Origin of the sequence: Streptomyces sp. NPDC127092 (assembly GCF_042722475.1) — a bacterium.
Classification (GTDB): domain Bacteria; phylum Actinomycetota; class Actinomycetes; order Streptomycetales; family Streptomycetaceae; genus Streptomyces.
Genome location: NZ_JBHXFE010000041.1, coordinates 45,688 through 68,438, shown reverse-complemented (window position 1 = coordinate 68,438; position 22,751 = coordinate 45,688). Strand labels below are relative to the sequence as shown.

Sequence of the window (22,751 nt, the reverse complement as noted above, 5' to 3'; positions counted from 1 at the left end):
GGAACCGAGGGGTGGCGCCGGCCCGGCGCCACCCCTCGCCGCTCAGCCCAGCATCAACAGCGCCTGGTCCAGGGCCTGCAGGAACCGGTTCGTCGTCACCCGGTCCCGCACCGCGAGCCGCAGCCAGTCCCGGCCGAGCCCCGGGAAGGTGTCACCGCGCCGGGCCGCGAAGCCCAGCGACCGCAGCCGGTCCCGTACCGCGTCCGCGCCCTCGATCCGTACGAGCACGAACGGGCCCTCCGCCGCCGCGACCGCCCGCACCTCGTCGAACTCCGCGAGCCCCGCGAGCAGATGCGCCCGCTCCACCCCGATCCGGTGCGCCGCCTCCTCCGCCTCCAGGAGCGCCATCGGCGTCATGCACGCCTCCGCCGCCACCAGCGCCGGCGTCGACACCGGCCACAGCGGCTGTACGCGCTCCAGCTCGGCGACCGTCTCCGGCTCGGCGAGCACGTAACCGATCCGCAGACCCGCGAGACCCCACGTCTTGGTCAGGCTCCGCAGCACCACCAGACCCGGCACGTCCGTCCGCGACGCCAGCGACTCCCGCTCGCCCGGCACCGCGTCCATGAACGCCTCGTCCACCACCAGGGTCCGCCCCGGGCGGGCCAGCGACGCGATCGCCGCCGCCGGGTGCAGCACCGACGTGGGATTGGTCGGATTGCCGATCACGACAAGATCCGCGTCCTCCGGCACCGCCGCCGGATCCAGCCGGAAGCCGTCCTCCTCGCGCAGCAGCACCCGCTCCACCTCGTGCCCGGCGTCGCGGAGCGCCGCCTCCGGCTCGGTGAACTGCGGGTGCACGACCACCGGCCGCCGCACCGGCAGCGCCCGCGCGAGCAGCACGAAGGCCTCCGCCGCGCCCGCCGTGAGCAGCACCCGGCGGGCCGGCAGACCGTGCCGCTCGGCGACCGCGGCCCGCGCCGCCCGGCCGTCCGGATAGGCGGCGAGCCCCGTCAGCGAGTCCGCGATCCGCTCCCGCAGCCAGGCCGGCGGCGTGTGGGTCCGCACGTTGACCGCGAGGTCGATCAGCTTCTCGTCCCGGACCTCGGCGTCGCCGTGGTGTCTCAGGTCGTGCGCGTCAGCGGAAGTGTCCGCAGAAGTGTGGATGTCCATGGCCGCCGTCGTGTGGGGGGTGGGGATGGGGAGGGGGATGGTGCCTGTGGAGGGAGAGGGGGGTTCGCCAGCGATGTACCCGTGAGTATCGGGCAACAACCGTGCGCCTGGGGAGTCTTCGTTCGGACGAAGTGGTATGGAACGGGCAATGGCGCAGGTCACACGCCTGCCCTTCCGCTTCGGCACCAGCAGCACCGCACCCGGCCCCGCCCCCCGCAGCGCCGCCGCCTCCGCCACCGAGGCCGTACCCGTCGCCGCCAGCGGAGCCGCCGACGGATGCGGTACGGCCACCGCCGCGAGCTCCTCGCTCCCGAAGGCCCGCACCGGCACCCCCAGCCGCGCCGCCGCCCCGGCGATCCCCGGCTCCGCCGCCCGGGCGTCCAGCGTCGCGAGCGCCGTCACGTCCCCGGCCGTGAGACCCGCCTCGCCGAGCGCGGTGCCGACGAGCCCGAGCACCTCGTCCGCCGCCACGCCCGACCGGGCCCCGACACCCACCACGACCGCGGGTCCGAGGTGCGCGGAGGAGGCGCCATCCGATAGCAAAGGCCCATGGCTGTAGTCGTCGCGCTCGGCGCGTTCCTCATGACGCTGTTCGGCGGCTGGACGGCCCAGCGCGTCACCGACCGACGCCACCTCGTCCTCGGCCTCGCCGGCGGGCTCATGCTCGGCGTGGTCGGACTCGACCTGCTGCCCGAGGCGTTGGAGGCGGCCGACCGGAAGGTCTTCGGCGTCCCGCAGGCCCTGCTGCTCTTCGTCGGCGGCTTCCTCCTCGCCCACGTGGTGGAACGTCTCCTCGCCGTCCGCCGCGCGGCCCACGGCGTGGAGGAGTACTGGGGCGCGGCGCACGGCGCCCCGGCGGGGGACGGCGACCGGGCGACGGGGGGCAGAGTCCCCCAGGTGGGGCTGACCGCCGCCGCGGCCATGGTGCTGCACAGCCTCATGGACGGCATCGCGCTCGGCGCCGCCTTCCAGGTCGGCGGCGGCATGGGCGCCACCGTCGCGCTCGCCGTCGTCACCCACGACTTCGCCGACGGCTTCACCACCTACACGATCGCCAGCCTGTACGGGAACGCCCGCCGCAGGGCGGTCGCCATGCTCGTCGCCGACGCGGCCGCCCCGGTCGCCGGCGCCGGCCTCGCCACCCTGTTCACCCTTCCGGAGGAACTCCTCGGCAGCTATCTCGGGTTCTTCGGCGGCGCCCTGCTCTACCTCGCCGCCGCCGAGATCCTGCCCGAGGCCCACCACGAACACCCCGCCCGCACCACCCTGCTGTGCACGGTGGCCGGCGTGGCCTTCATCTGGCTCGTCGTGGGCCTCTCCGGCGGCTGACCTCACGCGCCCGGCCCGCCGCCGGCCACGCAGCGCCCGACGAAACGCGCGGCGGCCTCCGGGGCGCCCGCCCAGTGCGTGTGGACGTAACTGGCGTGCACGCCGCCCCGGACGAAGCCCTCCACACGGCGCTCCGGCTGCCGCAGCCCCCAGGCCGCCCGCGCCCCGGCGCCCGGCTCGATCACGGTCCGGTGGAACTCGTGCCCGCGCATCCGCGTCCCGGCCGCCGCGAGCACGCTGTCGCTCACGGCCACCGCGTCCCGGTACCCGAGCGTGAGCCGCTCCGTCATCCGCGCGTCCGCGTCGAGCACACCGCACATCGGCCGCCCGTCCAGCGACCGCGCGAGATACAGCAGCCCGGCGCACTCGGCGGCGACGGGCGCGCCCGACGCGGCGAGCCCGGCGACCGCCTTCCGCAGCGGCTCGTTGGCGGACAGCTCCTCCCCGTACACCTCGGGGAAGCCGCCGCCTATGACGAGGCCGCGGGTGCCCTCGGGGAGGGCCTCGTCCCGCAGCGGGTCGAACGTGACGACCTCCGCGCCCGCCGCCGTCAGGAGCTCCGCGTGCTCGGCGTACGAGAACGTGAACGCCGCGCCGCCCGCGACGGCGACGACCGGCCTGGGGCCGGGCCCGTCGGCCGGCTGCGGCCCGTCGGCCGGGTGGTGCCCACCCGTTCCTCCCCCGGAGCTTCGCCCCGGCGCGGCCGCCGGCGGAACGCCCGCCCACGACCCGGCGGCGTCCCACGGCTCGTTGCGCAACGGCGGCGCCGACCGTGCGAGGGCCAGGAGCGCCTCCAGGTCGCAGCCCCGGCGGACCTGCTCCGCCTGCGCCGCCACCGCCTCCACCGCCTGCGCCTGCCGCTCCGCGACCGGCACCAGGCCCAGGTGCCGCGACGGCGTCGCGACCGCCGGCGCGCGCCGCAGCACGCCCAGGACCGGCACGCCGGACTCCTCCAGGGCCTCCCGCAGCAGCGCCTCGTGCCGGTCGGTGGCGACCTTGTTGAGGATCACCCCGCCGAGCCGCACCTCCGGGTCCCAGGACGCGAAGCCGTGCACGAGCGCGGCCACCGACCGGGACTGCGAGGAGGCGTCCACGACCAGCACCACCGGCGCCCGCAGCAGCTTCGCCACCTGCGCGGTGGACGCCAGTTCCCCCTGGCCCGCGGCCCCGTCGTACAGGCCCATCACGCCCTCGACGACCGCCAGGTCGCAGCCCCGCGCGCCGTGCGCGAAGAGCGGCCCGACCAGCTCCGTACCGCACATGTACGCGTCGAGGTTCCGGCCCGGGCGGCCGGTCGCGAGGGCGTGGTAGCCCGGATCGATGTAGTCCGGCCCGACCTTGTGCGGCGAGACCGCCAGACCACGGCCGGCGAACGCGGCCATCAGGCCGGTCGCGACCGTGGTCTTGCCCGCGCCCGAGGACGGGGCGGCGATGACGAGACGTGCTACCACTCGATGCCCCGCTGGCCCTTCTGACCCGCGTCCATCGGGTGCTTCACCTTCGACATGTCGGTCACCAGGTCCGCGAAGTCGAGGAGTTCCTGCGGCGCGTTGCGGCCGGTGATGACGACGTGCTGCTGCCCGGGACGGTCGCGCAGCACCTCCACCACCTCGGCCGTGTCGATCCAGCCCCAGTGCAGCAGGTACGCGAACTCGTCGAGGACGTAGAACTTGTACTTCTCCTCGGCCAGGTCCCGCTTGACCTGCTCCCAGCCCTCGCGCGCCTTCTCCTCGTGCGACTGCTCGCCCTCGGCGACCTCGCGCTGGATCCAGGACCAGCCCTCGCCCATCTTGTTCCAGACGACCGTGCCGCCCTTGCCGGTCTCGCCGAGCGCCTTCAGGGCGTTCTCCTCGCCGACCCGCCACTTGGCGGACTTCACGAACTGGAACACCCCGATCGGCCAGCCCTGGTTCCAGGCGCGCAGCGCCATGCCGAACGCGGCGGTCGACTTCCCCTTCCCGACGCCCGTGTGCACCATCACCAGCGCACGGTTGCGGCGCTGACGGGTGGTCAGTCCGTCGTCCGGAACGACGGTCGGCTGTCCCTTAGGCATTACGCGGCCCTCCTGGCGGCAGAGTGGTTGCCCTGTACGTTTCTGACGAGCCCGGCGATCGAGTCGGCGCGCAGCTCGTCGAGGGTGACGGCGGTGCCGCCCAGTTCACGGGCGAGGTTCCCGGCGAGCCCCAGCCGCACCGGTCCCGCCTCGCAGTCCACGACCACCGCGGCCGTGCCCTCGGACGCGTGCAGCCGCGCGGCACGCGCCGCGAGCCCCACCGGGTCCGGGCCGCCGCCTGTCGCGCGCCCGTCGGTGACCACCACGAGCAGCGGCCGCCGCGACGGGTCCCGCAGCCGCTCCACGCGCAGCACGTCGTGCGCCTTCAGCAGTCCCGCCGACAGCGGCGTACGGCCACCGGTCGGCAGCTGCTCCAGCCGGGCCGCGGCCGCGTCCACCGACGAGGTCGGCGGCAGCGCGACCTCCGCCGCCCGCCCCCGGAAGGTGACCAGACCGACCTTGTCGCGCCGCTGGTAGGCGTCGAGCAGCAGCGACAGCACCGCGCCCTTGACCGCGCCCATCCGCTGCCGGGCCGCCATCGAGCCCGAGGCGTCCACCACGAACAGGACCAGATTGCCCTCGCGGCCCTCGCGGCTCGCCTGCCGCAGGTCGTCCCTCCGCACCACCAGGCCCCGGCCGGTCCGGCCGCGCGCCTTCTGGTGCGGAGCCGCCGCCCGCACGGTCGCCGCCAGGTGCAGCTTGGTCAGCGCACCCTTCGGCCGGGTCGCACCGGTGGTCCTGCCGTGCTCGGTACGGGCCCGGGAACGGCGTCCGGCCGCGCCCTCGCCGAGGCCGGGCACGCTCAGCATCCTGGTACGGAACGGCTCGCCGGCCGTGACGGCGGCACGCTCGCCGGCGCCGGGACGCGAGCCCGGGCCGGCCTCCTGGGCCGCGGGAGCCGGGGCCTCCCCGGGGGCCGGCTCGCTCTCGGGCGCCGGATCGTTCCCGGACGCGGTGCTCTCGGACGCGGGCCCCTCGCCCTGCGGCGGCACACCGCCCGGGCCGCCGGGACCCCCGTCACCCGGGCCGTCCGGACCGTCGGGCTCGGGGTCCTCGTCCGGCTCCTCGCCCTTGAACCTCTCCAGGGTCTCGTCGAGCTTGTCCTCGTCGAGACCGGGCGCGTCGAACGGGTTGCGCCGCCGCCGGTGGGGGAGCGCGAGCAGCGCCGCCTGCCGCACGTCGTCCGACGTCACCTCGGTCCGCCCGGCCCAGGCGGCGAGCGCCGTCGCGGTACGGGCCATCACGATGTCGGCGCGCATGCCGTCCACCTCGAAGGCGGCGCAGGTCGCGGCGATCTGCAGCAGCGCCGCGTCCCCGAGCACCACCCGGGGCAGCAACTCCCGCGCGGCGACGATCCGTTCGCGCAGGGCGCGCTCCTCGTCCGCCCAGCGCGCGGCGAACGCGACCGGGTCGTCCTCGAACGCGAGCCTGCGCCGCACCACTTCCACCCGCTGCCCGGGCTCGCGCGAGGCTGCGACCTCGACGGTCAGCCCGAACCGGTCGAGCAGCTGCGGCCGCAGCTCGCCCTCCTCCGGGTTCATGGTGCCGACGAGCAGGAAGCGGGCGGCGTGCCGCACGGAGACGCCTTCGCGCTCGACGTACGAGGAACCCATGGCGGCGGCGTCGAGCAGCAGGTCGATCAGGTGGTCGTGGAGGAGGTTGACCTCGTCCACGTAGAGGATGCCCCGGTGGGCGTCGGCGAGGAGCCCCGGCTCGAAGGCCTTCACGCCCTCGGCGAGGGCCCGCTCGATGTCCAGCGCGCCGACGAGCCGGTCCTCGGACGCGCCGACGGGCAGTTCGACCATCCGCGCGGCGCGCGCGTCGGCACCGGCGTCCTCGTGCGGTCCGTCGGGGCAGCCCGGGTCGGGCGAGGCCGGGTCGCAGCTGAAGCGGCAGCCCGCGACGACGGCCACGGAAGGCAGCAGCTCGGCGAGCGCGCGGACCGCCGTGGACTTGGCGGTGCCCTTCTCGCCCCGGACCAGCACACCGCCCACCGCCGGGCTGACGGCGTTCAGCAGCAGCGCGAGCCGCAGGTCGTCCATGCCGACGACGGCGGTGAACGGATAGCGGGTGCTCATCGGGTGGTCACTCCTTCGAGAGGTACGGAAGTCGGGGCGGGGCGGCTCCGGGCGGTCACGGCGCCCCCGGCGGCACGAACGGCAGCCCCTCCGGCGCGCCCTTCTCGATGAGCCGGAGCAGCGCGTCCGTGTCGGCGTGCTCCTCGATCAGGTCCCCGAGGCGGTCCAGCTGTTCCTCGCGGAGGTCGCCGAACGAGGTGTCGGGGGCCGGGACGAAGCGGCGCCCGGCCGCCGCCGCGACCTCCCGCAGGAACGCCCGGCGGAAGCCGTCGCTCTCCAGCGAGCCGTGCCAGTGGGTGCCCCACACCGCGCCGACCCGGCAGCCGTCCAGGAACGCCTCGCCGCCCAGGACCTCGGCCACCCCGTGGTGGATCTCGTAGCCCTCGACCCGCTCGCCGAGCGCCTCGCCGACCGGCCGGGCCAGGGTCTTCCCGGGCGCGAACCGCACCCGTACGGGCAGCAGTCCGAGCCCGTCGACCGTGCCGGCCCTCGACTCGACCTCGTCCTCGATGCGCTCGCCGAGCGCCTGGAAGCCGCCGCAGATGCCGAGCACCGGGCGGCCCTCGGCCGCACGGCGGGCCAGCGCCTCGCCCAGGCCGCGCTCGCGCAGCCAGGCCAGCGCCTTGACGGTCCCGCGGGTGCCGGGCACCACGACCAGGTCGGCGTCGACCAGCTCCTCCGGGCGGTCCACGAAGCGCACCACCACGCCCGGTTCGGCGGCGAGCGCGTCCACGTCGGTGAAGTTGGACATGAGCGGTACGGCGCAGACGGCGACCCGCAGCACGTCCTCGCCGAGCGGCGGCGCCACGACCGACTCGCGCACCGCGCCCCGCAGCGAGACCCGCAGGCCGTCCTCCTCGTCGATGCCGAGGCCGTGCGCGTACGGGAGCACGCCGAAGGTCCGCCGTCCGGTGAGGCCGGACAGCATGTCCAGGCCGGGCTCGAGCAGCGTCACGTCGCCGCGGAACTTGTTCACCAGGTAGCCCGCGACGAGCTCCTGGTCCTCGGGTGCCAGGAGCGCCGTGGTCCCGAAGAACTGGGCGAAGACGCCGCCCCGGTCGATGTCGCCGACCACGACGACGGGCAGCCGCGCGGCCCGCGCGATGCCCATGTTGACGATGTCGGTGCGCCGCAGGTTGATCTCGGCCGGACTTCCGGCGCCCTCGCAGATCACCGCGTCGTACGTGCTCCGCAGCTCCTCCAGGCACGCGAGCACCGGCTCGAACAGCTCCTTCTGCCGCCCCCCGTGGTAGCCGCGTGCGCTCAGCTCGCCGACCGGCTTCCCCATCAGCACGACCTGGCTCGACCGGTCGCTGCCGGGCTTGAGCAGCACCGGGTTCATCAGCGCGCTCGGCTCGACCCGCGCGGCCTGCGCCTGCATGGCCTGCGCCCGGCCGATCTCCGCGCCCTCCCGGGTCACGAAGGAGTTCAGGGACATGTTCTGCCCCTTGAACGGCGCCACCTTGACGCCCTGCCGGACCAGCCACCGGCAGATGCCGGCGGTGACGACGCTCTTGCCCGCGTCGGACGTGGTCCCGGCGACCAGCAGCCCCCCGCCCCTCATGCGCTCCTCCGCTTCCTCGCGCTCACCGCGTCCGCGATCATCCGGCCGCCCACACAGACGGCCAGGGTCAGTCCGGTGACCCGGCGGGACAGCCGTACCGCCCGGTCGATGTCGGTCACCTCGACGGCCCGCCCGGCCCCGTTGAGCACGGGCCGGTGCTCCACCCGCCCGCCGTACGAGAGGGTGCCGCCGAGCCGTACGCCCAGCGCACCCGCGAAGGAGGCCTCCACCGGTCCCGCGTTGGGGCTGGGGTGTTTCCCGGCGTCCTCCCGCCAGGCCCGCACCGCTCCGCGCGGGTTCCCGCCCGCCGCCGCGGCGAGCACGGCCGTGAGCCGGGCGCCCGGCCAGCCGGCGAGGTCGTCGAGGCGGGCCGAGGCCCAGCCGAAGCGCCGGTGGCGCGGGGACTTGTGCCCGACCATCGCGTCCAGCGTGTTCACCGCCCGGAAGCCGAGCAGCCCGGGCACGCCCGCGACCGCGCCCCAGAACAGGGCGCCGACGACGGCGTCGGAGGTGTTCTCGGCGACCGACTCGACCACGGCTCGGGCCATCGCCGGGCCGTCCAGGGCCTGCGGATCGCGCCCGACCAGGTGGGGCATGCGCTCCCGGGCCACCTCCAGGTCCCCGGCCTCCAGCGCCCCGCCGATGGCGCGCGCCTCACGGCCCAGGGTCGTCCCGCCGACGACGGCCCACACGGAGGCGGCGGTCAGCGCGACGGAAGCGGCCCGGCTGCGCCGTACCGTACGGGCGGCGAGGGCGCCGAGCGCCACCGTGCCGCCGGCGCAGAGGGCCGTGTGCAGGGCGCCGCGGCCGCGGTGGTCGCGCCACAGGCGGCGCTCGACGGCGCCCGCGGCGCGGCCGAAGGCGGCGACGGGATGGCCGCGGCGGGGATCGCCGAGGAGCAGGTCGACGGCGAGGCCGACGGCCGCTCCGTACGCGAAGACCGTCGTGTGACGGGTAGGTCTGGGGCCGCGGCCGGGCATGGCGCTGTGTCCTCACTCAGGGTCCGCGCCCTGGGTCGACGTGACCGGCGGCGAGAGTTCCTGACTCCCGGCCCCTGGGGCCGGTCACAGTGGCGGGACCGTGCCGGATTCGCACCGGACTTCCTCTGCTTGCCGCCGTATTGGCCCCGGCAGTCCACCACGCTGCGCGAACACCCGTCAACTCACCCTTGACCTGCGTCGGGTCACTGTGCGAAGCGCCACAAACACGACGGCCGGGCGGCCCGCACACGAGGTGCGGACCGCCCGGCCGGAGGGTCGTGCCGTGCCTGGCCGCAGGGCGGCCAGGCGGTCGTCAGGCGACGATCAGGTAGATGCCGTACGCCACGGCCGCCGCGCACAGGGCGAAGCAGGCGTAGGCGCCGGTGCGGGCCAGGGTGGCGGAGCCGCCCTGGGCGGCGGCCTGCTCCTGCTTGGAGAGGCCGACGATGCCGAGGGTGAACAGGCCCACGAGGGCGACGGTCGCCACGAGGCTGACTCCGAAGACGGAGCCGAGAGCTGCCCAGTCGATCTTCATGCTTGGTTCCAGTTCCTCAGACCGCGGCGGCGGGGGCCGGGGGAGCGGCGGGGTCCGCGGGGTTCGGGGCGGGGATGGTGGTCTTCAGGTCCTCGTCCGTGACGGCGGCGACGGAGCCGGCCGGCGGCGGGGTGACGGCCGCCATGGCGGTGGTCACGACGCCCGCGGGCTCGGTGGCGGCCGGGGTCTCGGTCTCGACGTCGTTGACGTTGGTGTGGTCGACGACCTGGCGGCGGGAGACGAGCCAGATGCCGATGCAGGAGGCGACCAGGAAGGCGGCGACGACGTAGACGCCCCAGTCGCCCTGGCGGGCGACGTACTCGGAGCCGGCACCGACCAGGCCCGCGGCCGGAAGGGTCAGGCCCCAGGCGACGAACATCCGGGTGGCGGTCGACCAGCGGACGACGCCGCCCTTGCGGCCGAGGCCCGCGCCCATGACGGCGCCGGAGACGGAGTGCGTGGTCGACAGGGAGAAGCCGAGGTGGGACGAGGCCAGGATGACGGTGGCCGCGCTGGTCTGGGCGGCGAAGCCCTGCTGCGGGTGGAGGTCGGTCAGGCCCTTGCCCATGGTGCGGATGATGCGCCAGCCGCCGAGGTAGGTGCCGAGCGCGATCGCCAGACCGGCGGAGACGATGACCCAGACGGGCGGGTTGGAGCCGGGGGCGAGGACGCCGCCGGCGACCAGCGCGAGGGTGATGATGCCCATCGTCTTCTGGGCGTCGTTGGTGCCGTGCGCGAGGGAGACGAGACCGGCGGACGTGATCTGACCGGCGCGGTAGCCCTTGGCGGTCGTCTTCTTGTCGGCCTTCTTGTCGAGGCGGTACGTCAGACGGGCGGAGAGCATCGCGGCGATGCCGGCGACGAGCGGGGCGGCGACGGCCGGGATGAGCACCTTGGTGACGACGACGTCACCGTTGACACCGCTGAGGCCGATCGAGGCGATCGTCGCACCGATGAGACCGCCCATGAGGGCGTGGGAGGAACTGGACGGCAGTCCGACCAGCCAGGTCACCAGGTTCCAGAGGATGGCGCCGACGAGCGCCGCGAGGATGACTTCCGGTTGGATGCCTTCCTCGTTGACGAGTCCCTTGGAGATCGTCTTGGCGACCTCCACCGACAGGAAAGCGCCGACCAGGTTCAGCACGGCGGACATGGCCACCGCCGTCTTGGGCTTGAGGGCACCGGTCGAGATGGTCGTCGCCATCGCGTTGGCGGTGTCGTGGAAACCGTTCGTGAAATCGAACACGAGAGCTGTCACGACCACAATCGCGAGCAGCAGCGTGATGTGTTCCATTTACCCAGGCAATCGTTTGACGTCAGTGGCTCGTCGAACGTAGGCAACCTGGGTGAACGGAAGGTGAACTGGGCCGGGCGCCGTGGTGTCCCTAAGCGGTGTCCGGAGGTTCCGCTTCCGCGCCGGCTCATCCGAGTGTCCACGATGTGGTCACCTGCGACCCCGGGTAATCCGGGCGTTCCCGGCACGCGCGCGCCGCGCGCCGCTTCCCCCTCCGCCGCCCCGTATCAGCCCATGGACACCACGCGGCACGGTTCAGCCGCACGGAGGACCCGCCGAGGAGACGCACGTCACTCGAAGGAGGGCCCGCCCGGTGGCAGGGGACGGCCCCGCTGCCGACACTGGGAGCGTGCGCCCGGCTACAGCGACGGCAGCGGCCGTCACCACAGTGACAGTCCTCGGCGCGGCCGCGGTGGCGGCCGGCCGGTACGCCAGCGACGCCGCCCTCCGGGTGCCGTCAGGACGCCCCTTCCCCGGCGATCCGAGACTCACCGTGCACGCCACCGGACCCGGCCGGATCACCCTCACCCGCAGCCTGGCCTCCCTGCGCCCCGGCACGTACGGGATCGAGGGCCCCGGCCTGCACGCGGTGATCGGCCCCGTCCTCGACCGGGTCCCGCACACCGCCGACACCGTGGTCCGCCGGCTCGAACGGGTCGAGCTCGGCACCCTCGGCCCCGGCGTCAAGGTCCGGCTGACCCCGCAGCTGCACTGCGGCACGCCCGAGACCGCCCTCGGCCTGCCCCACGAGGACGTCGACATCCCCGGCGAGCTCGGCCCCCTGCCCGCCTGGTACGTCCACGGGGCACGCGCCACCTGGGTGATCGCCCTGCACGGCCTCGGCACCACCCGCGAGCACCCGCTCAACCTGCTCCCCTTCCTCCACCGCCGCCAGGTCCCCGTCCTGATCCCCGCCTACCGCGGCGACGCCGGCGCGCCCGCCGCCCCCGACGGGCTCGCCCACCTCGGCGACTCCGAGTGGCGCGACGTCGACGCCGCCATCCGCTACGCGGTCCGCCGCGGCGCCGCGAACGTCGTCCTGCACGGCTGGGGCACCGGCGCGGCCATGGCCCTGCACGCCGCCGCGAGCTCCGGGATGCGCGACCGCGTCCGCGGCCTCGTCCTGGACTCCCCGGTCCTCGACTGGGAGGCCACCCTGCGCAACCTGGCCGCCGCGCGCCGGGTCCCCGCGCCGCTGCTCCCGCTCGCCGTCCGCGCCGCCCAGGGCAGGACCGGCCTCCACGGCGACCGCCTCCAGGAGGCCGCCGACCCCGACGCCCTGCGCGTCCCGGTCCTCCTCTTCCACGGCCCCGACGACACCGTCGCCCCCGCGGACCGCTCCCGCCGCCTCTCCGAGCTCCGCCCCGACCTCGTCACCCTGACCACCGTCCGCGACGCCCCGCACGCGGCCATGTGGAACGCCGACCCGCTCCGCTACGAGGAAGCCCTCCGCCGCTTCCTCACCCCGCTCGTCTAGGGCCTCTCGGCCCCGAGCCACCGGAGCCCCCCGGGGGCCTCTCCGGCCCCGAGTCACCGGACACGCCCAGGGCCTCTCCGGCCCCGAGTCACCGGACACGCCCAGGGCCTCTCCGGCCTTCGCCGCCCCGAAGCCGGGGGCCCCGCGGCGGCGTTGCCGATTCCGATTGGGCTTTCGGGCCGTCAGCGGGAAGACTGCCCTCCGTGACGTCTCGAAAGCCCGATGAACACTTCGCGCGCAACTCCAGACTCCGACTCGTCCGTCCGGGGGCCCTCGCCACCGCACGAAAGGCCGTGACGGCGCGGCGCACCCGCCCCGCCCCGCGGCCGCCCGAGGGGACACCGCCCCGCGCGGAACTCGCCCGCCAGGCGCGCGCCGTGCTGGCCGACGCGGTACGGATCGCCCGCTGGGCCGCCGACGGGCGGCGGGCCGAGACGGCACCACCGGACAGCGAAAAGGCCGCCGCCGCACTCCACCTGACCCCCGGACAGGTCCGGGCCGGCTGGGACCGGGCCCGGCTCGCCGGACTCGTCGAACTGCACGGCGACTTCGCCCGCCCCGGCTGGCGGCTGCACGCCTGGGACCGGGACGACTCCGCGGTGCTGCGCGGCTGGGTCGCCCTCTTCGACGCCTGGTCGCTCGTGCACCCGGCGCCCGAGGCCGTCGCGCCCGGCGCCGTGGCCGAGGTCGTCGAGGCCGTGCCCCAGGTCCTCTCGCTGCTCCAGCTCTCCGCCGGGCCCGTCACCGTGACCGTCCTGCTCGACCTGCTCGAGCAGCGCGTCCACGAGCTCCGCGAGGAGCGCTGCGAGGTGCCCGAGCCCGGCGCCCCGGCCGAACCGGCCCCCGCGGCCGAGGGCCTGCCCGCACTCCTCGACTGGGCCCTGGAGGGCCTGGCCGCCGTCGGCGCGCTCACCCTCGGCGCGAGCGCCGACGGCCGCCACGCCACCCTCACCCCGCTCGGCAACTGGGCGGTCTGGGTCAAGCTGGAGCAGATCTGCGTGGCCGCCCAGAGCCCGGCCGGCAACATCGAGCAGTCCGCCGAGGACATGCTGCGCGGCTGCGCCCGGCTCACCCCGGGACCGGCCCGCGACGAGTACCGCGCCTGGCTCGCCGCCCGCACCCTCTCCAGCGCCGTCGCGGAGCTCCTCGCCGTCGCCCGCGGCGAGGACGCCCTGCTGCGCGGCCTCGCCTTCGAGGCCCTGCGGGTCGTCGGCGCGCCCGCCGAGTCCGAGGTTCGGGCCGCCCTCGCCGAGGCCTCGCTCCGTCCGTACGCGCTGCTCTGGCTCGCCGAGTACGAGGGCGCCGACCCGGACGAGGCGCCCGAGGTGCTGACCCGCGAGGAGGCGACCTGGCTGTGGGTGGACACCGCGGCCGCCGTCGCCGACCACGGCGAGAGCGCGCTGCTCGTACGGCACCTCGACTCCGCCGTCCAGGGCACCGTCCCGGCCCTGCTCGACGAGGTCCGGGCCGTCGGCCACCCGCGCACCGTCCAGGTGCTGGTCGCCCTGGCCGCCGCCCACCCCGACCCGGCCCTGGCGAAGGCGGTCCGCAGGGCCGCCTTCCAGGTCCACACGGGCGGGGCCTGAGCGCGGGCCCGGCCGGGGCCGCCGGACCGGGCCCGACCGGCCGGATCAGCCCGTGACGCCGGGGGCGTACGTCCCGAAGCTCCAGATGTGGCCCTCGGCGTCCCGGGCGATGTAGTCCCGCGAGCCGTAGTCCTGGTCGGTCGGCGGCATCACGATCTCCGCGCCGGCCGCGACGGCCCGCTCGTGGTGTGCGTCCACGTCGGTCACGTGGACGTACACCCCGGTGGGTCCCGCCCCGGCCATCAGCTTGTCGAACTCGCTGCCCGTGCCCTTGCTGCCGAGCATCACCTTCCCGTTGCCGTACGAGAGCTCGGCGTGCGCCACCAGGCCGTCCTCGCCCTCGTACACGGCGTCCACGGTGAACCCGAACGCCTCCGTGAGCTGCCTGATCGCGGCCTTCGCGTCGTCGTACGTCAGTGCCGGACAGATGTCGGGGGCCTCGGCCATCCCGATCACTTCCTCTCGTGGGACCCGGATCGTCCGTGTGAGCCGGGTCTCAGTCTGGCAGCCGGGACCGGCGACCCGGGGGAGGCGGCGGAAGGCTCACCGGAAGGTGTTGCACCGCGCCATGTCGCCCGTCCGGTAGCCCTCGTAGAACCACTGCTGGCGCTGCGCCGCCGAGCCGTGCGTCCAGTTCTCCGGGGTGACCCGGCCCTGGAAGCGCTCCTGGATCCGGTCGTCGCCCACCGCGGCCGCCGCGTCGAGGCCGTCGCGGATGTCCTGGTCCGTGAGGCGGGTGAGCAGCGGGCGGCCGGTACGGTCGTCGGGCGTGCTCGTCGCGTGCCGCGCCCACACGCCCGCGTAGCAGTCGGCCTGGAGCTCCACCTTCACCGCGTTGGAGCCGGGCCCGGTCCGCCCGTCCTGGGCGCGGGCCAGGGTGCCCATCAGGTTCTGCACGTGGTGCCCGTACTCGTGCGCCACCACGTACGCCTGGGCGAAGGGTCCGCCGGTCGAGCCGAACCTGGTGCGCAGCTCGTCGAAGAAGCCGAGGTCCAGATAGACCTGCCGGTCGCCGGGGCAGTAGAAGGGCCCGACCGCCGAGCTCGCCGTGCCGCAGGCGGTCGGCACGCTCCGGCTGAACATCACGGTGGACGCGGCGCCGTACCGCCCGCCGCGCCGCGCGTACTCGGACCGCCAGTAGTCCTGCACGCTGTTGACGACCGCCACGATCCGGCAGTCCTCGCGGGTGTTGGCGTCCGAGCCCTTCCTGCAGGTCTGTGCCACCTGGGCGGCGGACGAGGAGGTGGCGGCCGGTTCGTCACCGCCGGAGGAGAGGCCCAGCTGGTCCGGGCCGACCCCGAAGAGCACGCCCAGGACCAGGGCGATCAGCCCGATGATCCCGCCGCCGACGGTGGCCCTGCCGCCCGGGACCCGGCTGCCCCGGACGTCCTTGACCTCCGAGGTGTCCAGGTTGGCGTCGTCGTCGAACTGCATGGCCACCGCCCTCCGCGTCTGTGCCGAGTATCGGGCGGCGCGGAGTGCTTCACCCCTTTTGCGTGGCATGCGCGGTAAGTCGGGCAAGCGGGCTTCTGTGCGGATGAGTGTGGGTTACGTCACCTGTGATCTGTGGCCTAAAAGCAGTTGCAAGCGCCCGTTAGACTGGCCGCATGGCCATTCTCCCCGTGCATTAGCGGCGTCGAAGCCCTTTTCAGCCGTCTTTCCGCCGTTTCCCACCGCCCTGGAGTCTGTCCGTGATCACCGCTTCCGGCATCGAGCTGCGCGCCGGCGCCCGCGTCCTCATCGAGTCCGCTTCCTTCCGCGTCGCCAAGGGCGACCGCATCGGCCTCGTCGGCCGCAACGGAGCGGGAAAGACCACCCTCACCAAGTGCCTCGCGGGCGAGGGCCAGCCGGCCGGCGGCACCATCACCCGCTCCGGCGAGGTCGGCTACCTGCCGCAGGACCCGCGCACCGGCGACCTCGACGTGCTCGCCCGCGACCGCATCCTCTCCGCCCGCGGCCTCGACGTCCTCATCCGCAAGATGCGGCAGAACGAGGAGCGCATCGCGAACGGCAGCGGCGCGACCCGGGAGAAGGCCCTCAAGCAGTACGAGCGCCAGGAGACCGAGTTCCTCACCAAGGGCGGTTACGCGGCCGAGGCCGAGGCCTCCACGATCGCCGCCGCCCTCGGCCTGCCCGACCGGGTCCTCGGCCAGCCGCTGCACACCCTCTCCGGTGGTCAGCGCCGCCGGATCGAGCTCGCCCGCATCCTGTTCTCGGACGCCGACACCCTGCTCCTCGACGAGCCCACCAACCACCTCGACGCCGACTCGATCGTCTGGCTGCGCGACTACCTGAAGACGTACCGCGGCGGCTTCATCGTGATCTCCCACGACGTCGACCTCGTCGAGACCGTCGTCAACAAGGTCTTCTACCTCGACGCCAACCGCTCGACGATCGACGTCTACAACATGGGCTGGAAGCTCTACCAGCAGCAGCGCGAGGCCGACGAGAAGCGCCGCAAGCGCGAACGCCAGAACGCCGAGAAGAAGGCCGCCGCGCTCAACTCGCAGGCCGACAAGATGCGCGCCAAGGCCACCAAGACCGTCGCCGCCCAGAACATGGCCAAGCGCGCCGAGCGGCTGCTCTCCGGCCTGGAGGCGGTCCGGGTCTCCGACAAGGTCGCCAAGCTGCGCTTCCCCGAGCCCGCGCCCTGCGGCAAGACCCCGCTCACCGCGGAGGGCCTGTCCAAGTCCTACGGGTCGCTCGAAATCTTCACCGATGTGAACCTCGCGATCGACAAGGGCTCGCGCGTGGTCATCCTCGGCCTCAACGGCGCCGGCAAGACCACCCTGCTCCGGCTGCTCGGCGGCGTCGAGAAGCCCGACACCGGCGAGGTCACCCCCGGTCACGGCCTCAAGCTCGGCTACTACGCCCAGGAGCACGAGACCCTCGACCCGGAGCGCACGGTCCTGGAGAACATGCGCTCCGCCGCGCCCGACCTCGACCTGGTCGAGGTCCGCAAGGTGCTCGGCTCCTTCCTCTTCTCCGGCGACGACGTCGACAAGCCGGCCGGGGTCCTCTCCGGCGGCGAGAAGACCCGGCTCGCGCTCGCGACCCTGGTCGTCTCCTCGGCGAACGTGCTGCTGCTCGACGAGCCCACGAACAACCTCGACCCGGCCAGCCGCGAGGAGATCCTCGGCGCGCTGCGCACGTACAAGGGCGCGGTCGTGCTCGTCACCCACGACGAGGGCGCCGTCGAGGCGCTCGACCCGGAGCGGATCATCCTGCTCCCGGACGGCGTCGAGGACCTGTGGGGCGCGGACTACGCCGACCTCGTGGCCCTGGCCTGATCCGGCCGGCGTGGTGCGACGGTCCGGTTGATCATGCCGGGCTGGATCATTCGGCTCATGGGTGATCCTTCATCTGAGTGAGAGCATCTCGTACCCCCGGAGCGAGGCCTGCGGAATCCTTCCGCCAGGCCTCGCGCCGCACTCGTCCGCCGACGATGGCGCTGACCTGGGACTTCCCGGCGGAGGTGGCTCCGGAGCCGGTTCCGCAGCCTGCGGAACGATCAATTCCGGTCGTGTCGGTCGCTTCCGCCCGCGCCAAGCTGTCCGCACGGACCTTGTCGAATGGGTGGCCAGGACGTCCGGGAGGGGTGATCATGAGAAGTCCAGAGCGCACTTCCCATGAGGAGGCACGGGTGGCCGAGACTCTGAAGAAGGGCAGCCGGGTGACCGGCGCCGCGCGCGACAAGCTCGCGGCAGACCTGAAGAAGAAGTACGACTCCGGTGCGAGCATCCGGGCGCTGGCCGAGGAAACCGGCCGCTCCTACGGATTCGTCCACCGGATGCTCAGCGAGTCCGGAGTCACGCTGCGCGGACGCGGCGGAGCGACACGGGGCAAGAAGGCGGCCTCGGCCTGACATCGGGGCGGCTTGGTCGGTCCACCGGGTCTTTCGGTGGCCACCCGGTCGACCGTGCGGTCGACCGGGTGGTTACTGTGCAGTCACTTAGCATCTGACACACCAGTGCTGCAGTGCTGCACCGTAACCGGGAGGCGCCCCATGACTACGCTCGACGACTCCGAGCACGGAGAGATCGTTTTCGACAAGGACGGTGTACGGCTCACCGTCGAGGACGCCGTTGCCACGGTGACCCTGACCAACCCGGCGAAGCGCAACGCCCAGTCTCCCGCTCTGTGGCGGGCGTTGACGGAGGCCGGCCGGTCACTGCCGGGCAGCGTGCGGATCGTGGTCCTGCGCGGTGAGGGCAAGTCCTTCTCCGCCGGGCTCGACCGGCAGGCGTTCACGCCCGAGGGCTTCGACGGAGAGCCGTCCTTCCTGGAGATGGCGCACGGGCCCGACGCGGAGCTCGACGCGCTCATCGCCGAGTACCAGGAGGCTTTCACCTGGTGGCGCCGCAGCGACATCGTGTCGATCGCGGCCGTCCAGGGACACGCCATCGGCGCCGGCTTCCAGCTGGCCCTGGCCTGCGACCTGCGGGTCGTCGCCGACGACGTGCAGTTCGCCATGCGCGAGACCAGCCTGGGCCTCGTGCCGGACCTCACCGGCACGCACCCGCTCGTCTCCCTCGTGGGCTACGCCCGCGCCCTGGAGATCTGCGCGACCGGACGCTTCGTCCACGCCGAGGAGGCCGAGCGCATCGGCCTCGCCAACCTCGCCGTGCCCGCGGCCGAACTCGACGGCGCTGTACGGGACCTGAGCACCGCGCTGCTCGCCGCGCCGCGCTCCGCCGTCATCGAGACCAAGGCCCTGCTCCAGGGCGTCTCCGGCCGCTCGTACGAGGAGCAGCGCGCCGCCGAGCGCGCCGCCCAGGCCCGCCGGCTGCGCGACCTCGCGGGCCTCGGCGACTGAGGACCGGCCGCCGGCCCCGAGCGGTCGCCAGCCGGCCGTGAGGAACCGGCCGCCGGCCGTATGAGGTCGGCCGCCGGCCGTACGAGAGCGGCCGCCGGCCGTATGAGAGCGGCCCTCACCGCACCTCCGACACCACCACCGTGACCGTCGTCGCCCCCGGGGCGGCGGCGGTCACGGCCGTACGGAGGGCCCGGGCCACGTCGAGCGGCCGCCGGCCCGCCGTCACCGCCACCTCGACGCGCACCCCCCGGTCCGTCCGCGTGACCGGGCCGCCGAACGTGTCGGTCAGGCCGGCCACGCCCGGCACCGCGAGGGCCGCGAGCGCGGCGGGATCGTCGGGAGCGGGCGGCGAGATTCCCCCGGGCGGCCCAGCGGGGGCGGGGAAATCCGGAAGCGCCTCCAGGACGTCCGTCACCCGCAGGTCCACCTCCGCCACCGAAAGGCCCAGCGCGCCCTCCGCCGTCTCGAGCAGCGCGGCCCGCACCCGGTCCGCGAGCTCCGGCAGCGGGCGGCCCGCCAGGGCCGCGAATTCCAGCGTGATGCGCAGCGGGGCGGGCGGCAGCCCGCTCGGTGGCACGGGGAAGGGCGCGGCGCCGCCCTGCGGGGCGCTGCCCTCCGCGAGCCGGAAGCGCGGGCGCTCCGGCGCCACGCCTCCTACCCCACGGGCCGCTGCCAGCAGCGCCGTCCCTACCGTCCGTTCCGCGATCCACGCGCCGTCCGCCGCCTCGCCGAGCGGCAACAACCGGTCCGTCGTCATTGCTCCAGCCTGCCGCATTCCCGGCGCAAGACGGGGCAAGCGACCTTAGTGTGGGTCGAACAAGGGCAAAAGCCTCACGGAAGGACGGATGGCGATGGCTGACAGCGCGCAGTCCGACCAGCAGAACCCGGTGACGAAGCGCGGCGGCGGCGATCCCGCGTCCCGGGGCCGTACCACGATCGCCGACGGCGTCGTCGAGAAGATCGCGGGCATGGCCGCCCGCGACGTCGTCGGCGTCCACGCCATGGGCAGCGGTCTCTCCCGCACCCTGGGTGCGGTCCGCGAACGCGTACCCGGCGGCGGCGGTGCGAAGTCCGGTGTCACCAGGGGTGTCAAGGCCGAGGTCGGCGAGGTGCAGACCGCGCTCGACCTGGAGATCGTCGTCGACTACGGAGTCTCCATCTCCGAGGTCGCGGGCGCGGTCCGCGAGAACGTCATCGCCGCCGTCGAGCGGATGACCGGCCTCGAGGTCGTCGAGGTCAACATCGCGGTCAGCGACGTCAAGCTGCCGGACGAAGAGGAAGAAGAGCCGGAGTCGCGGCTCCAGTAGCTGCTGACCGGCCGGCGGAAAGGGCTCAACATGAGCATGGCGGTGGTCGGCCTTCTGGCCGGCATGGCGCTCGGCTTCGCCGGGTACTTCGGCGGCTTCGGCGCCTTCCTGCTGATCGCGGCGCTGGGCGCGGTCGGCTTCGTCGTCGGGCGGTTCCTCGACGGCGACCTCGAACCCGGCGACCTGTTCCGGGGCCGCGAGCGCGGCGACCGGCGGCGGTGACCCGCGGTGCCCGAGCTGGTGGCACAACGCGAGGAGCGGGTCGGTCCGGCCGCCCGGGGAGCGACGACGATCGCCGACCGGGTGGTCGCCAAGATCGCGGCCCGGGCGGCCCGCGAGGCCATGGACGCCGTCCCGAAGGACGGCCACCCGCCGCAGGCGTCGGTGGTCGTCCACCGGGACGTCGCCCGGGTCTCGGTCAGCGTCGAGCTGGACTATCCGGCCGACATCGGCCGCCAGTGCGGCGCGGTGCGCGGCCGGGTCCGGCAACGGGTGGAGACCCTGACCGGCATCGAGGTCCACGAGGTCGCCGTCCACGTCGAACGCCTGCATTCGGCGCACACGGCCCACGACCGGAAGCGGGGACGTTTGACATGACCACCCAGCCCGAGACGGGAACCCCACCCGAACCGGAGCCGGTGCCCGTGCTCGCGAAGGACGAGCCCGCCGAGGCCCCGGGCAAGCCCGTGCGCCGTTTCTGGGCCGTGCGGCGGATTCCGGCCGCGATCCTCGCCGTGGTCGTCCTCGGCGGCGCCGGACTGCTGCTGTACGACGTGGCGGCCGTACGGGCCGAGCACCGCGCCATGGCCTGGCGCCGCTCCCTCGCCGACGGCCTCGCCACCCGGCCGCTCGACGACGTCTGGGTGCTCACCGGAGCCGCGGTCGCGGCCGTGCTCGGGATCTGGCTGCTGGTCCTGGCGCTCACGCCGGGACTGCGGTCCGTGCTGCCCATGCGGCGCGAGCACGCCGACGTCCGCGCCGGGCTCGACCGCGAGGCCGCCGGTCTCGCGCTGCGCGACCGCGCCATGGAGGTGTCCGGCGTCCAGTCGGTCAAGGTCAGGACCGGCCGGGCCAAGGTGCGCGTCCGGGCCGTCTCCCACTTCCGCGAACTCGACGAGGTCCGCGCCGACCTGGAGACCGTCCTCGCCGGTGGCATCGACGAACTGGGGCTCGCACACCCGCCGGCCCTGACCGTACGGGTGGCCCGGCCGCCCAGGAAGGGGTGACGCGGTGACCCGGGTGCTCCGGCGCGTCAACCGGATCGTGCTGGCCCTCGCCGGACTGCTGCTGCTCGTCGTCGGCGGCGCGGTGCTCGCGGCCGGCCTCGACCTGTCCGTACCGTCCTGGTGGCCCTGGTCGGGCCCCGACGACGTGCTGCTGACCCGTTCCCAGCGCCAGCGCTGGCGCGACGAGGGCTGGTGGTGGCCGGTCGTCATCGCCGTGCTCGGACTCGTCGTGCTGCTCGCCCTGTGGTGGCTGATCGCCCAGTTCCGGCGGGCCCGGCTCCGCGAGGTCCTGGTCGACAGCGGCGACGGCGAGGAGGCCGTGGTGCGCGGCCGGGCCCTGGAGGGCGTCCTGGAGGCCGACGCGGCGGCCCAGGAGGGCGTGGCCCGGGCCCGCGTCGCGCTCACCGGCCGCCGCACCGCGCCCCGGACCCGCGTCGCCCTGCAGCTGGAGCCCTATGCCTCCCCGGCCGACGCCCTGACCACGCTGTCGGCCCAGGCCCTCGGCAACGCCCGTACGTCCGCCGGTCTCTCCGCCCTGCCCACCGAGGCCCGGCTGCGCGCCGTCAAGCACCGCGCCCGCCGGGTGACCTAGGGCCGGACAGGCCCTGGCGGCCTCCGCCTCCGCCCCGGCCCCGGGTCAGAAGCCGCTGCGCGCGCCGCCGTCCACCGGGAGCATCACGCCCGTCAGGTAGGAGGCGGCGGGGGAGAGCAGGAACGCGGCCGTGCGGCCGAACTCCTCCGGGGTGCCGTAGCGGCGCAGCGGGATCGCCGCCTCGTTCGCCGCGCGGGAGGCCTCCGCGTCGCCCGACAGGGCGTCGAGCTGGCGGACCCGGTCCGTGTCGATCCGGCTCGGGAGCAGGCCCACGACCCGGACGCCGCGCGGACCCAGGTCGTTGGCGAGGGACTTGGCGAAGCCGGCCAGGCCCGGCCGCAGGCCGTTGGAGATCGTCAGGCCGGGGATCGGCTCGTGCACCGAACCGGACAGCACGAACCCGATGACGCCGCCCTCCGGCAGTGCCTCGGCCGCCGCCCTGGCCAGCCGCACCGCACCCAGGAAGACCGTGTCGAAGGCGGCCGCCCACTCCTCGTCGGTGTTGTCGGCGGCGAAGCCCGGCGCCGGACCGCCCACGCTGATCAGGATGCCGTCGAAGCCGCCGAACCGGGACCGGGCCTCCGCGATCAGCCGGGCAGGCGTCCCGGGGTCGGCGTTGTCGGCGGCGACGCCCGCCGCGTCCGGCCCGAGCGCGGCCGCCGCCTCGGCGGCCGTCTTCTCCTCGCGCCCGGTGAGCAGCACCTTCGCGCCCTCCGCGAGCAGCGCCTCCGCCGAGGCCCGGCCGAGCCCGCGGGTCGCGCCGGTCACCACGTACACACGGTCCTTCAGTCCAAGATCCAT

At 74.6% G+C, this 22,751-nt stretch carries 23 protein-coding genes and 1 riboswitch; of the genes, 11 read left to right on the top strand and 12 right to left on the bottom strand.

Features of this window, described 5'->3' with window-relative positions:
- Nucleotides 1-42: 42 nt before the first annotated feature.
- Nucleotides 43-1,584: an Rv2231c family pyridoxal phosphate-dependent protein CobC gene (gene cobC / locus ACFWJO_RS28845; RefSeq protein ID WP_386869766.1), complete on the bottom strand. Its 1,542-nt coding sequence runs from the start codon at nt 1,582-1,584 to the stop codon at nt 43-45.
- Between the two features lie 78 nt (nt 1,585-1,662).
- Between cobC and ACFWJO_RS28840 the strand changes: the two genes are divergently transcribed.
- Nucleotides 1,663-2,442, top strand: a complete 780-nt coding sequence (locus ACFWJO_RS28840) for a ZIP family metal transporter (protein ID WP_386869754.1) — start codon at nt 1,663-1,665, stop codon at nt 2,440-2,442.
- A gap of 2 nt (nt 2,443-2,444) precedes the next feature.
- Here ACFWJO_RS28840 and ACFWJO_RS28835 read toward each other — a convergent pair whose 3' ends face one another.
- From ACFWJO_RS28835 to ACFWJO_RS28805, 7 genes are all read right to left on the bottom strand, one after another.
- The gene (locus ACFWJO_RS28835) at nt 2,445-3,893 is read right to left on the bottom strand and encodes a cobyrinate a,c-diamide synthase (RefSeq protein WP_386869752.1); all 1,449 of its coding nucleotides are present in this window, start codon (nt 3,891-3,893) and stop codon (nt 2,445-2,447) included.
- Nucleotides 3,887-4,495 carry a cob(I)yrinic acid a,c-diamide adenosyltransferase gene (cobO, locus tag ACFWJO_RS28830; RefSeq protein ID WP_384413162.1) on the bottom strand — a complete coding sequence of 203 codons (609 nt, stop codon included), beginning with the start codon at nt 4,493-4,495 and terminating at the stop codon, nt 3,887-3,889. Before cobO ends, ACFWJO_RS28835 begins: the two co-directional genes overlap by 7 nt.
- A complete protein-coding gene (locus ACFWJO_RS28825; RefSeq protein ID WP_386869750.1) occupies nt 4,495-6,573 on the bottom strand; it encodes a putative cobaltochelatase in 2,079 nt (692 codons plus the stop codon). The genes cobO and ACFWJO_RS28825 overlap by 1 nt, the downstream gene beginning before the upstream one ends.
- Nucleotides 6,574-6,628: 55 nt before the next feature.
- Nucleotides 6,629-8,137 carry a cobyric acid synthase gene (locus tag ACFWJO_RS28820; RefSeq protein WP_386869748.1) on the bottom strand — a complete coding sequence of 503 codons (1,509 nt, stop codon included), beginning with the start codon at nt 8,135-8,137 and terminating at the stop codon, nt 6,629-6,631.
- The gene (locus ACFWJO_RS28815; protein WP_386869746.1) at nt 8,134-9,117 is read right to left on the bottom strand and encodes a cobalamin biosynthesis protein; all 984 of its coding nucleotides are present in this window, start codon (nt 9,115-9,117) and stop codon (nt 8,134-8,136) included. Before ACFWJO_RS28815 ends, ACFWJO_RS28820 begins: the two co-directional genes overlap by 4 nt.
- Nucleotides 9,118-9,171: 54 nt before the next feature.
- A riboswitch (cobalamin riboswitch) is annotated at nt 9,172-9,244 on the bottom strand.
- Between the two features lie 186 nt (nt 9,245-9,430).
- A complete protein-coding gene (locus ACFWJO_RS28810; protein WP_128976692.1) occupies nt 9,431-9,652 on the bottom strand; it encodes a hypothetical protein in 222 nt (73 codons plus the stop codon).
- Nucleotides 9,653-9,668: 16 nt separating this feature from the next.
- A complete protein-coding gene (locus ACFWJO_RS28805) occupies nt 9,669-10,946 on the bottom strand; it encodes an anion permease (protein WP_386869744.1) in 1,278 nt (425 codons plus the stop codon).
- Between the two features lie 349 nt (nt 10,947-11,295).
- Between ACFWJO_RS28805 and ACFWJO_RS28800 the strand changes: the two genes are divergently transcribed.
- Nucleotides 11,296-12,423 (top strand): alpha/beta hydrolase, encoded by a 1,128-nt coding sequence (locus ACFWJO_RS28800; protein WP_386869742.1) that lies wholly within the window; start codon nt 11,296-11,298, stop codon nt 12,421-12,423.
- 203 nt (nt 12,424-12,626) lie between these two features.
- The gene (locus tag ACFWJO_RS28795; RefSeq protein ID WP_386869740.1) at nt 12,627-14,009 is read left to right on the top strand and encodes a hypothetical protein; all 1,383 of its coding nucleotides are present in this window, start codon (nt 12,627-12,629) and stop codon (nt 14,007-14,009) included.
- Nucleotides 14,010-14,054: 45 nt separating this feature from the next.
- Here the strand turns inward: ACFWJO_RS28795 and ACFWJO_RS28790 are convergent, their stop codons facing one another.
- Together ACFWJO_RS28790 and ACFWJO_RS28785 are read right to left on the bottom strand one after the other, a co-directional pair.
- Nucleotides 14,055-14,456, bottom strand: coding sequence for a VOC family protein (locus tag ACFWJO_RS28790; RefSeq protein ID WP_386869738.1), 402 nt, complete (start codon nt 14,454-14,456; stop codon nt 14,055-14,057).
- Nucleotides 14,457-14,552: 96 nt separating this feature from the next.
- Nucleotides 14,553-15,443, bottom strand: a complete 891-nt coding sequence (locus ACFWJO_RS28785) for a neutral zinc metallopeptidase (RefSeq protein WP_386869736.1) — start codon at nt 15,441-15,443, stop codon at nt 14,553-14,555.
- A gap of 257 nt (nt 15,444-15,700) precedes the next feature.
- Between ACFWJO_RS28785 and ACFWJO_RS28780 the strand changes: the two genes are divergently transcribed.
- From ACFWJO_RS28780 to ACFWJO_RS28770, 3 genes are all read left to right on the top strand, one after another.
- Entirely contained in the window at nt 15,701-17,299 is a 1,599-nt protein-coding gene (locus tag ACFWJO_RS28780; RefSeq protein WP_386869734.1) for an ABC-F family ATP-binding cassette domain-containing protein, read from the top strand.
- A gap of 353 nt (nt 17,300-17,652) precedes the next feature.
- Nucleotides 17,653-17,874, top strand: a complete 222-nt coding sequence (locus ACFWJO_RS28775) for a helix-turn-helix domain-containing protein (protein WP_006123601.1) — start codon at nt 17,653-17,655, stop codon at nt 17,872-17,874.
- Between the two features lie 141 nt (nt 17,875-18,015).
- Nucleotides 18,016-18,825 (top strand): enoyl-CoA hydratase/isomerase family protein, encoded by an 810-nt coding sequence (locus ACFWJO_RS28770; protein ID WP_386869732.1) that lies wholly within the window; start codon nt 18,016-18,018, stop codon nt 18,823-18,825.
- A gap of 115 nt (nt 18,826-18,940) precedes the next feature.
- Here ACFWJO_RS28770 and ACFWJO_RS28765 read toward each other — a convergent pair whose 3' ends face one another.
- Nucleotides 18,941-19,582: a hypothetical protein gene (locus ACFWJO_RS28765; protein ID WP_386869731.1), complete on the bottom strand. Its 642-nt coding sequence runs from the start codon at nt 19,580-19,582 to the stop codon at nt 18,941-18,943.
- Nucleotides 19,583-19,676: 94 nt separating this feature from the next.
- On the opposite strand from ACFWJO_RS28765, the gene ACFWJO_RS28760 reads away from it, so the two are divergent.
- From ACFWJO_RS28760 to amaP, 5 genes are read left to right on the top strand one after another with little or no spacing between them, the layout of a single operon-like run.
- Nucleotides 19,677-20,132: an Asp23/Gls24 family envelope stress response protein gene (locus ACFWJO_RS28760; RefSeq protein ID WP_384413195.1), complete on the top strand. Its 456-nt coding sequence runs from the start codon at nt 19,677-19,679 to the stop codon at nt 20,130-20,132.
- Nucleotides 20,133-20,162: 30 nt separating this feature from the next.
- Nucleotides 20,163-20,354 carry a hypothetical protein gene (locus ACFWJO_RS28755; protein WP_384413197.1) on the top strand — a complete coding sequence of 64 codons (192 nt, stop codon included), beginning with the start codon at nt 20,163-20,165 and terminating at the stop codon, nt 20,352-20,354.
- Nucleotides 20,355-20,360: 6 nt separating this feature from the next.
- Nucleotides 20,361-20,729 (top strand): Asp23/Gls24 family envelope stress response protein, encoded by a 369-nt coding sequence (locus ACFWJO_RS28750; protein WP_386869729.1) that lies wholly within the window; start codon nt 20,361-20,363, stop codon nt 20,727-20,729.
- Nucleotides 20,726-21,358, top strand: coding sequence for a DUF6286 domain-containing protein (locus ACFWJO_RS28745; protein WP_386869727.1), 633 nt, complete (start codon nt 20,726-20,728; stop codon nt 21,356-21,358). Before ACFWJO_RS28750 ends, ACFWJO_RS28745 begins: the two co-directional genes overlap by 4 nt.
- A gap of 4 nt (nt 21,359-21,362) precedes the next feature.
- Nucleotides 21,363-21,950: an alkaline shock response membrane anchor protein AmaP gene (gene amaP / locus ACFWJO_RS28740; protein ID WP_386869725.1), complete on the top strand. Its 588-nt coding sequence runs from the start codon at nt 21,363-21,365 to the stop codon at nt 21,948-21,950.
- A gap of 45 nt (nt 21,951-21,995) precedes the next feature.
- On the opposite strand, the gene ACFWJO_RS28735 is transcribed toward amaP, so the two are convergent.
- Nucleotides 21,996-22,751 (bottom strand): SDR family oxidoreductase, encoded by a 756-nt coding sequence (locus ACFWJO_RS28735; RefSeq protein ID WP_386869724.1) that lies wholly within the window; start codon nt 22,749-22,751, stop codon nt 21,996-21,998.